Source organism: Neorhizobium sp. BETTINA12A, assembly GCF_023006485.1.
In the GTDB taxonomy this organism is placed as follows: Bacteria; Pseudomonadota; Alphaproteobacteria; order Rhizobiales; family Rhizobiaceae; genus Neorhizobium.
Map to the genome: position 1 here is coordinate 1 of NZ_JALBGW010000165.1, position 9,992 is coordinate 9,992.

The following is a 9,992-nucleotide window of genomic DNA, read 5'->3' on the forward strand; positions in this document are numbered from 1 at the left end:
GTCGCGGCACCCCTGGCGCCGCTCGGGGCGGTCGTCGGCGAGTGGGTCGGGGCATCCGGCGGGCTCGGCTTCGTGATGGTCCAGGCCAATGCCCGCATGCAGACCGACACGGTGTTTGCAGCAATGGTCATACTCGCCATTCTCACCCTCATTTTGCGGCTTCTCATCGACCGGCTGACATCCGGTCTCGCCCCCTGGGCCAGCGAAGCCGACCCTGAATCCTCATCCGCATCAAGGAGTTCCGTCCGATCATGATCCGTATCCTCACCGCGTCCCTCATCGCGCTGGCAAGCCTTGCCACTCCGATTTCTGCGCAGGCGGCCGACAAGCTGAGCGTGCTGCTCGAATGGTTCGTCAATCCGGACCACGCGCCAATGGTCATCGCCAAAGAGCGCGGGCTGTTTGGCGATGCCAATCTCGACGTCGAGCTCATCCCGCCGTCCGATGCCTCCGCGGTGCCGCGGCTGGTTTCGGCGGGCGAGGCGGATATCGGCATCCACTATCAGCCAAACCTCTATCTCGACCACGAAGCGGGCCTGCCGCTTGTGCGGTTCGGCACGCTGGTCGAAACGCCGCTCAACACCGTCACTGTGCTGGCGGACGGTCCGATCAAGAGCCTCAAGGACCTGAAAGGCAAGAAGGTCGGCTTTTCCGTGACCGGTTTCGAGGATGCGATGCTGAAGCGCATGCTGGCCTCGGAAGGGCTTTCCAACGACGACGTGGAGCTGATCAACGTCAACTTTTCGCTGTCGCCGTCGCTGATCGGGGGCAAGGTGGATGCGACGCTCGGTGGGTTCCGCAATTTCGAGCTGACCCAGATGAAGCTGGAAGGCCATGCGGGGCGGGCGTTTTTCCCTGAAGAGCACGGGGTTCCTGCTTATGACGAACTGATCTTCGTCACCCGCCGCGATTCTGCTGGCGATAACCGGCTGCCGCGTTTCCTGCATGCAGTCGAACAGGCCTCGATCTACATCACCAACCATCCGCTGGAGGCCTGGCAGCTTTTTGTCAAGGCCTATCCGAGCCTCGACGACGAGTTGAACCGCACCGCGTTCTTCGACACGCTGCCGCGTTTTGCCAAGCGTCCGGCCGCACTCGACCAAGGCCGCTACCAGCGCTTCGCCGCCTTCATGAAGGAAACGGGACTGATCAAGGCAGTGCCTCCGGTCTCCGACGTTGCTGTCGAAATCAAATAGGCCAAGTTGCTGATATCGTTTGATTTGAGCTCCGGGGTTCGCGTAACGTGATTTTCATGCCAGACAGGCTTTCCACGTTACGTGACCCGGAGTTTGCTTGACCATCGGACTTGCCCATGCGGAACTGATCGCGGTTCTGTCCGCCGTCACCGGCGACGAGCCGCGCGTGATGACGGTACGCTCGGGAGATGCGCTGCCGTCCGGCCCTTTCGAGCTCGGCCATCGCAGCCTACAGGCCGGGCTTCGCGAATGGGTCGGCGACCAGACAGGCCATCCGCTCGGTTATCTCGAACAGCTCTATACGTTCGCCGACCGCGACCGCACCCATGAGGATGCCGAGGGGCGGACGATCTCGATCAGCTATCTCGGCCTCGTCCGCGAGCAGGCCGCACCCGGCGCCGGAAAACCCGGCTGGCACGGCTGGTACGAATATTTCCCCTGGGAGGACCATCGCGGGGGGAGGCCGGAGATACAGGCGGCCATCACCGACCGCCTGCAGGATTGGGTCGCTTCGGAAACGGCGCGCCGCGAACACCGCCAGCGTCGCGTCGATTTTGCCTTCGGGCTAGACGGTGCCGCCTGGAACGAGGATCTCGGCCTGCAGCGTTACGAGTTGATGTATGAGGCAGGCCTTGTGACCGAGGCCGGTTGTCCGCCGGCCAAAAATTTCGGTCGATCGATGTTTGCCGATCACCGCCGTATCCTGGCGACCGGGATCGCGCGGCTGCGCGCCAAGATCAAATATCGCCCGGTAGTCTTCGAACTGATGCCGGAGAGTTTTACGCTGTCGCAATTGCAGCGCACCGTCGAAGCGCTGGCCGGCCTGACGCTGCACAAGCCGAACTTCCGCAGGCTGATCGACCAGCAGGAGCTGATCGAGGAAACCGGGGAGGCGACCAGCGAGACTGGCGGCCGGCCGGCCAAGCTCTTCCGCTACCGTCATGCGGTACTCGAAGAGCGCGCGCTTTCCGGTTCGAAACTTCCGCTTTCACGCAATTGACATAAACTCTAAACGAGAATATGTCTCTGCGCCGGATATACTCACTTCGAGTATAAAAGGAGTCGCTCATGAATTCCCCGGTTTCGGTTTCCCAGCTTTACGATCGTGTCAGCCGCGTCATCCCGAAGGCCGAGTGGATGAGCTACGAGGCGGATGTCGCCGCGATCCTGGAGCTCAAGCGCACCCGCAACGCCGTCATCCTCGCTCACAATTACCAGACGCCGGAAATCTTCCATGGCGTCGCGGATATCGTCGGCGACAGTCTGGCGCTCGCCCGCAAGGCGATCGACGTGGATGCGGATGTGATCGTGCTCGCCGGCGTGCATTTCATGGCGGAGACGGCAAAGCTGCTGAACCCGGGGAAGACGGTACTGATCCCGGACATGGCGGCGGGCTGTTCGCTGGCGGATTCGATCACGCCCGAGGACATCGCGCTGCTGCGGCAGGCGCATCCGGGCGTGCCGATCATCACCTACGTGAACACGTCTGCGGCGGTGAAGGCGGCGTCCGATATCTGCTGCACCTCCGGCAATGCTAAACAGGTGGTGGAGTCGCTCGGTGTCCCGAAAGTGCTGATGATCCCGGACGAATACCTGGCGCAGAACGTCGCGCGGGAAACCAGTGTCGAGATCATCGCCTGGCACGGCCATTGCGAAGTGCACGAGTTGTTCAACGCGCAGGACGTCCGCGATCTGCGCGAGGCGCATCCGGGCGTCGTTGTGCTGGCGCATCCGGAATGCCCGCCGGAAGTGGTGGCAGAAGCCGATTTTGCCGGTTCCACGGCTGTCATGTCCGATTATGTCGGCCAAAAGAAGCCGGCCCGCGTCGTGCTTCTGACCGAGTGCTCGATGAGCGACAATGTCGCCGTGCATCATCCGGATGTAGAATTCGTGCGGCCCTGCAACCTCTGCCCGCACATGAAGCGGATCACGCTCGCCAACATCCGCAAGGCGCTGGAGGAAAACCGGCACGAGGTGACCGTCGATCCATCGATCGCGGTTGCCGCCCGCCACGCGGTCGAGAGGATGCTCGCCATATGACCGAGATACTCGACCATCTCGCCGGCCGCATCGCGATCGTCGGCAGCGGCCTGGCGGGCCTTGTGACGGCGCTGACCTTGGCGCCGCAGCCCGTCGTGCTGATCACCCGCGCCGCCTTGGGTGCGGAAACGTCGAGCGCCTGGGCGCAGGGCGGCATAGCTGCCAGCCTCGGGCCAGACGACAGCGCGGACCTGCATCTGGCCGATACACTCGCAGCCGGCGACGGACTTTGTGATCCGGCAGTCGCCGCTTCGATCCTGAGGCAAGCCCCGGACGCCATCGCCATCCTGGAAAAACTCGGCGTCCGTTTCGACCGGGCCGGCGACGGTTCGCTTTCGCTCGGGCTGGAGGCCGCCCATTCGCGCCGCCGTATCGTGCATGTGGCGGGCGACGGCTCGGGCGCGGCGATCGTCCGGGCGTTGGTCGAAGCCGTTTCCAGAACGCCGTCGATTACGGTGCTTGACGGTGTTGAGGTTCGTCGGCTTTTGACGAATGGCGATGCGGTGTCCGGCCTGCTCTGCGCGGCGGGCTCGGGAGCGGTTATTGTTCCGACCACGCGGGTGGTTCTGGCGACCGGCGGTCTCGGCGGGCTTTATGACGCGACCACCAACCCCATCGGCAATTTCGGCCAGGGGGTGATGCTTGCTGCACGGGCGGGCGCGGTGCTTGCGGATATGGAATTCGTGCAGTTCCACCCGACGGCGCTCGACTCCCAACGGCGGCCGCTGGCACTGGTCAGCGAGGCGGTGCGCGGCGAGGGTGCAGTGCTGGTCAACGAAAAGGGCGAGCGTTTTCTCGCCCGCGAACCGGGGGCCGAACTGGCCGCGCGGGATATCGTGGCGCGTGCCATCAGTGCCGAGATCGCCCGCGGCGGGCGTGTCTTTCTCGATGCCCGGCCGGCGCTCGGAAACGGGTTTTCCAGACGGTTCCCGTTGATTGCCGCACTCTGCCGGGAGGCGAGAGTCGATCCCAATTCGGACCTCATCCCGGTTCGTCCCGCTGTTCATTACCACATGGGCGGGGTGGCTACGGACGCGAATGGCCGCAGTTCTGTGCCCGGTCTCTGGGTGGTCGGGGAGGCGGCTTCGACCGGTCTCCACGGCGCCAATCGGCTCGCCAGCAACTCGCTGCTCGAAGCGGCCGTTTTGGGCATGCGGGCCGCGCAGGATCTCTCGGCGACCTCTGCCGGAACGCCTCATCAGGTCACCGCTGCAGAACTACCGGTGTCGGCGGACATTTCCGCCGTGCGGCCGATCGTGTCGCGGCATCTTGGCGTCCTCAGAAACACCGGTGCCATTCATGGCGCTATCGCCAGCCTGCTGCCGCTCGTCGAAAGCGACGGATCGGCAGCCGATCCGGCGATCGTCGCGCTGCTGATTGCCGTCTTCGCGTCGCTGCGAAAGGAATCCCGCGGCGCGCATGCCCGTACCGATTTCCCGCTGAAGCTCGCCTATGCGGAACGGCGGCAGATGCGCCTTGCCGATGCGCTGGATATTGCCCGCGCGACCGCTTCCCATCCCCTTGCCCGGAGTGCCTGACATGATCCTTGCCGCCCTTCCGCGACTTCTCGTCGAACCGCCGGTGCGCGCCGCACTTCTGGAAGACCTCGGCCTAGCCGGCGACGTCACCTCGACGGCCGTCATTCCGGCCGGTCATCGCTCGACGGTTGTCATGGCCGCCCGCAAGCCCGGCGTCATTGCCGGCCTCGATGCGGCCGAGCTCGCCTTCCAGCTCGTCGATCCGAAGATCGTCATGACCAGGCATATCGAGGATGGCGGGGCGGTGAAGCCGGGTGACGTAATCGCCACCATCGAAGGTCCGTCGCGCGGCCTTCTGACCGGAGAACGCACCGCCCTCAATTTCCTCGGCCATCTCTCCGGCATCGCCAGCGTCACGGCCGGCATCGTTGCGGCAATCGAAGGCACAAGAGCTTCCGTTGTCTGCACCCGCAAGACGACGCCGGGGCTTCGGTCGCTGGAAAAATACGCGGTGCGCGCCGGCGGTGGCATGAACCATCGCTTTGCGCTCTATGACGCCGTGCTGATCAAGGACAATCACGTGGCGATTGCCAGCGGCATAACCGAATCCATCCGCCGCGCCAAGGCGGGCGTCGGACATATGGTCAAGATCGAGGTGGAGGTGGATACGCTCGACCAGCTTCACGAAGCCATGCAGATCGGCGTCGATGCGGTGTTGCTCGACAACATGACGCCGGACCAGCTTCGCGAGGCTGTCGGCATCGTCGCGGGCCGGGCGATCACCGAAGCGTCCGGCGGGATCACGCCGGCGACGGCCGCAGCCGTGGCCGCCTCGGGCGTCGATCTGCTCTCCGTCGGCTGGATCACCCACAGCGCGCCGACGCTCGACATCGGGCTCGATTTCCGGTCCGCAAATTAGGTGACCGACGGCGCCGGAGGCTTCCGGTGTCGTTGAAAACAATGGTACATCCTTGATCCGGAACACCGAACGGGCAAGGAGTGAAAGATGCCGAGAATACCCGAAGACCAGATCGACGCCGTGCTGGCTCTTGTCGATGCCGAAATCGACGAGAGCCTCGCGCGCCTCTTCGACCTGATCCGTATTCCGAGCATCTCCACCGATCCCGGCTATCGCGATCAGTGCAAGGCGGCGGCCGAGTGGCTGAGCCGCGATCTCGCCTCGATCGGCTTCGATGCGTCCGTCCGGCCGACGACGGGTCATCCGATGGTCGTCGCGCACCAGAAGGAGGCGGCCGGGCCGCATCTGCTGTTCTACGGGCATTACGACGTCCAGCCGGTTGATCCGCTGGCGCTTTGGACGAGCGATCCGTTCGAGCCGCGGCTGGAGCCGTTGCCGAATGGCGATACTGCGATCGTCGCGCGCGGCGCTTCGGACGACAAGGGACAGATGATGACCTTCGTTGAGGCCTGCCGTGCCTGGAAGGCGGTGACCGGCAAGCTGCCGGTGCAGGTCAGCATCCTTTTCGAAGGCGAGGAAGAGGCGGGCAGCCCGAGCCTTGTGCCGTTCCTCGATGCTACCGCCGAGGAACTGAAGGCTGACATGGTCTATGTCTGTGATACCGACATGTGGGACCGCGAGACGCCGGCCGTCACCACCATGCTGCGCGGGCTCTACAGCACCGAGGTCGAGATTACCTGCGCCGACCGGGACCTGCATTCCGGCATGTTCGGCAATGCCGCCCGCAATGCGCTCCAGGTTCTCGCGGATGTGATCGCGAGCCTGAGGACGCCGGATGGCGGCGTGGCAGTCGAAGGCTTTTACGACAGCGTCAAGGAACTGCCGGAGGCCATCAAGGCGCAGTGGCAGCGGCTGCCGTTCGACGAGAAGGGTTTTCTTGCCGATATCGGGCTGACCATTCCGGCGGGCGAGGCGGGCCGGTCCATCCTCGAACAGGTCTGGGCGCGGCCGAGCTGCGAGATCAACGGCATGAGCGGCGGTTATACGGGCGAAGGTTTCAAGACGGTCATCCCAGCCAGGGCGATCGCCAAGATCTCGTTCCGGCTGGTCGAGGGCCAAGTGCCGGAAAAGATTCGCGACGCCTTCAAGGCGCATGTTCAGGCGCGCATTCCGGCCGACTGCTCGGTAACGTTCAAGGATTTCGGCTTGGCGCCGGCGACCGTGATGCCGATCGAAAGCCCGTTCCTGACAAAGACGTTAGCCGCACTTTCCGCCGAATGGGAATGCGAGGCCGCACTTGCCGGAACTGGCGGCTCGATCCCGATCATTGGCGAGTTCAAGCGCCGGCTCGGCTGTGACGCGCTGCTTGTCGGCTTTGCCCGTTTCGACAACCGCGTTCACAGCCCGAACGAGAAATACGACCTGTCGAGCTTCCACAAAGGCATCCGCTCCTGGGTGCGTATTCTCGCAGCGCTCGCCGACTGATCCTGTCGCCGCTCAGGCTTTTTCGAAGAGCGGCGAGATCATCATTTCCGGCACGAGAACAAGTCCCTTGTCGGTGATGCGGATCTCCGGGATGACCGACAACGGGATAAGGTTGAAGCCCATATAGGCGATGGTGCAGCCGGCCTTTTCCCATTCGAGCTTGAGGGCTTTCACCTCGTCGGCGACCTCGTGGACACGTTTGTCGGAGAGCAGGCCGGCGATCGGCAGCGGCACCATTGCGGTGACCTTTCCGTCCATGACGACGCAGACGCCACCCTGTTTTTCCTCGATCGCATCCAGCGCCAGCTGCATGTCGAGTTCATTGGTGCCGGCGACGATGATGTTGTGGCTGTCATGGCCGACGGAGGAGGCGACGGCGCCCTTTTTCAGGCCGAAACCGTTGAGCAGCCCGTGCGCCACGTTTCCGGATGACTTGCCATGCCGCTCGACGACGGTGACGAAGCAGAGGTCATGATGGTCGAAATGCGCCTGCCAGTCGTTGGCGGGTTCGAGCGTCACTGTGACATGGCCGAGCGTGATGCCGGGAAGCTCGGTGCGGATCGTATGGGCGGTGACCGTGTCGATCGGAAGATCGGGGGTCAACTTGAGGTTCTTCGGCAGCTTGACTGTGTGGTAGGCGGCCTCCGGATAGCGATAGGGTTTTGAAAGCGCTTCATCCAGGATTGGCGTGATCTTGCGGTTGTCGACCACGAGTTCGCCGCCGTACCAGGTGCTGACCGGCTTCAGGTCGTCGGTCAGAAGCACGAGGTCCGCCCTTCGTCCGCCGCCCATGCCGCCGATTTCGCCTTCCATGCCGAAACGGGTCGCGCCGTGCAGCGAGCCCATCGCCCAGGCCTGTTCCGGCGTCATGCCGGCCTTGACCGCCTCGCGTGTCACCCAGTCGAGCCCGAAGGCGAGCAGGTCCTCGGCGTCGCGATCGTCGGTGCAGACGGCGACGCGTTTATGCGAGGCCCCGAGTTCGGTGATCGTCTTGATCGCGTGCGGCAGCGAATGCCACGGCGTGCTCGGCGGGCCGCCGCGCAGGAAGAGCCAGACGCCGGCTTCGAGCAGATCGTCGGCGATGTCGGGGTCGATCGCCTCATGGGTATCGGTGACGCCGGACGCGGCATAGGCGGCGACGAATTCCCTTCCGTAGACATGCCCCGAGACCGGCCGGCCACGCTGGAGTGCCGCGGCAAGGATCGCATGGCTGCGCTCGTCGCCCATAGCGACGGGGACGAAATCCATCTTTTCGCCGAGCGCCACGGCCTCCGGCCATTTGTCGAACAGTGCGGCGATCTTGGCGGGCGTCAGGTCGCCGCCGGCGGTTTCGAGCTGCGGCGAGGTCGCGGGCACCGTGCTCGGTACGGTCAGGAAGATCGACAGCGGTGCTTGGCGCGCATCTTCGAGCATAGCCTCGACGCCCGCGACATCCATGACGTTGCCGATCTCGTGGCTGTCGCAGAAGATCGTCGTGGTGCCGTTGAGGAGTGCCGCCTCGGCATAGGCGCAGGCCGTCACCATCGAGGATTCGATGTGGATATGCGGATCGACGAGGCCCGGGGCGATGATGCCGCCCTTGGCGTCGTAGAGCTTTGCCGAGCCATTCCGGTAGCTGCCGGCCGGTTTGACAGCGGCGATGCAGCCGCCCGAGATCCAGACTTCGCGACCGTCGAGAATGCGCTCCGAATAGGTGGACAGCACGCGCGCACCCTGGATGACCAGATCGGGGTCGCGACGGGCCGAGGCGACATCGGCGAGACGGCGGGTCATGGTCGAAAGCGGCTGAACGGAGAAGCGGGTGAGGGTGCTCATGAAAATCTCATTTCCAGGATTCGGGCAGGACAGGTGGATTGTAGGGAACGCCGGCATGGCAAGGAAGCGCCATTCGGAAGGGAACACAATCGGAGCGTTGCCAAAATTCGAACTCTTGCGGCGAAATATGCTGCTTTTCAGCAACGCCAAGGTTTGGGATAGTGCTGCGGATGCAATGAGAGGCAAACGATCCGATGGCCTATATCATCACCGAACCCTGTATCGACGTGAAGGATGGCGCCTGCACGGCTGCCTGTCCCGTCGACTGCATCTACGAGGGTGGGCGGATGTTCTATATCCATCCGGACGAATGCATCAATTGCGGCCTCTGTCTTTCCATCTGTCCGGTCGATGCCATCGCCTACGACGAGGAGGCGACCGAGGCGCAGATGGCGTTCATTCCGGTCAACCGTGATTATTTCGGAGCCGAGGTCACCGGGTTGGGATCTCCGGGCGGCTGGGACAAGAGCCGGACGCGGAACCTTGATCACCCGGTGGTGACATCGGCGCCCGTGCGCGAGGCGGCTCACTAAGCGTTGGTCCAGCTTCCGTAATAGGCGCGGGTGGCCGCGATCAGCTTGCCGCATCTCTCCCGCTCGATGGTCAGGCGCGGCAGGTCGGCCTTGGCCTGGGCCAGCAGTTCCTTGCGAGCTGCGTCGAAATCGACATTCACGAGCCTGCCGTCTCGCATGACCGGCTGGCCGGCGACATAGACGGCCTTGGCATGGGTGGCGGACATGCGGTTGAGGAGCACCTCAGCTTCGTCGAGATCGTCGAAGACACTGTCGGCGATCAGGGCTTCATAGTCGACGACCGTAAAATCCTCTCCGAGCGGGGCGTTGACGACGGTCGCGCCGGTGCGGATCGCGGCGTCGAAAATGTTGGCAGCGGTGAAATCTCGCTCAAGCTCGCGTCCGCCATGCAGGAAATAGAGAAGCCGCATTTCACGCCAGAGATCCTGGTCGTCGTCGAAGGCGCTGCCGTCCAGCCCGATGCCGAAGCGCAGGCCGCGTTTGACGGCATCCGCCAGCGGCGCGGTGCCGGAGCGCAGGCGCAGGT

9 protein-coding genes and 1 pseudogene are annotated in these 9,992 nt (G+C 63.9%); 8 read left to right on the plus strand and 2 right to left on the minus strand.

Annotated features, from left to right (window positions below; all coding sequences use genetic code 11):
* The 7 genes from MOV61_RS25055 to MOV61_RS25085 all read left to right on the plus strand — a co-directional run.
* Positions 1 to 255, plus strand: a 255-nt coding sequence (locus tag MOV61_RS25055) for an ABC transporter permease subunit (protein WP_247138528.1), incomplete at its 5' end; no start/stop codon positions are given.
* Complete coding sequence (locus tag MOV61_RS25060; RefSeq protein WP_247138529.1) at positions 252 to 1,196, plus strand: ABC transporter substrate-binding protein; 945 nt, start codon at positions 252 to 254, stop codon at positions 1,194 to 1,196. The genes MOV61_RS25055 and MOV61_RS25060, both read left to right, overlap by 4 nt.
* A 97-nt stretch (positions 1,197 to 1,293) precedes the next feature.
* Complete coding sequence (locus MOV61_RS25065; RefSeq protein ID WP_247138530.1) at positions 1,294 to 2,196, plus strand: NrtR DNA-binding winged helix domain-containing protein; 903 nt, start codon at positions 1,294 to 1,296, stop codon at positions 2,194 to 2,196.
* Positions 2,197 to 2,264: 68 nt separating this feature from the next.
* Positions 2,265 to 3,236: a quinolinate synthase NadA gene (gene nadA, locus MOV61_RS25070; protein WP_247138531.1), complete on the plus strand. Its 972-nt coding sequence runs from the start codon at positions 2,265 to 2,267 to the stop codon at positions 3,234 to 3,236.
* Positions 3,233 to 4,774, plus strand: a complete 1,542-nt coding sequence (locus MOV61_RS25075) for an L-aspartate oxidase (protein WP_247138532.1) — start codon at positions 3,233 to 3,235, stop codon at positions 4,772 to 4,774. The genes nadA and MOV61_RS25075 overlap by 4 nt, the downstream gene beginning before the upstream one ends.
* Before the next feature lies 1 nt (position 4,775).
* The gene (nadC, locus tag MOV61_RS25080; RefSeq protein WP_247138533.1) at positions 4,776 to 5,633 is read left to right on the plus strand and encodes a carboxylating nicotinate-nucleotide diphosphorylase; all 858 of its coding nucleotides are present in this window, start codon (positions 4,776 to 4,778) and stop codon (positions 5,631 to 5,633) included.
* Between the two features lie 87 nt (positions 5,634 to 5,720).
* A complete protein-coding gene (locus tag MOV61_RS25085; RefSeq protein ID WP_247138534.1) occupies positions 5,721 to 7,118 on the plus strand; it encodes a dipeptidase in 1,398 nt (465 codons plus the stop codon).
* A gap of 12 nt (positions 7,119 to 7,130) precedes the next feature.
* Here the strand turns inward: MOV61_RS25085 and MOV61_RS25090 are convergent, their stop codons facing one another.
* On the minus strand, positions 7,131 to 8,933 hold the full coding sequence (locus tag MOV61_RS25090; protein ID WP_247138535.1) for an adenine deaminase: 1,803 nt from the start codon (positions 8,931 to 8,933) through the stop codon (positions 7,131 to 7,133).
* A 194-nt stretch (positions 8,934 to 9,127) separates the two neighbouring features.
* Between MOV61_RS25090 and fdxA the strand changes: the two genes are divergently transcribed.
* Positions 9,128 to 9,466 carry a ferredoxin gene (fdxA, locus tag MOV61_RS25095; RefSeq protein ID WP_247138536.1) on the plus strand — a complete coding sequence of 113 codons (339 nt, stop codon included), beginning with the start codon at positions 9,128 to 9,130 and terminating at the stop codon, positions 9,464 to 9,466.
* Here fdxA and MOV61_RS25100 read toward each other — a convergent pair.
* Positions 9,463 to 9,992, minus strand: a pseudogene (locus MOV61_RS25100) (amidohydrolase family protein); the annotation flags it as partial. The gene fdxA and the pseudogene MOV61_RS25100 overlap by 4 nt on opposite strands.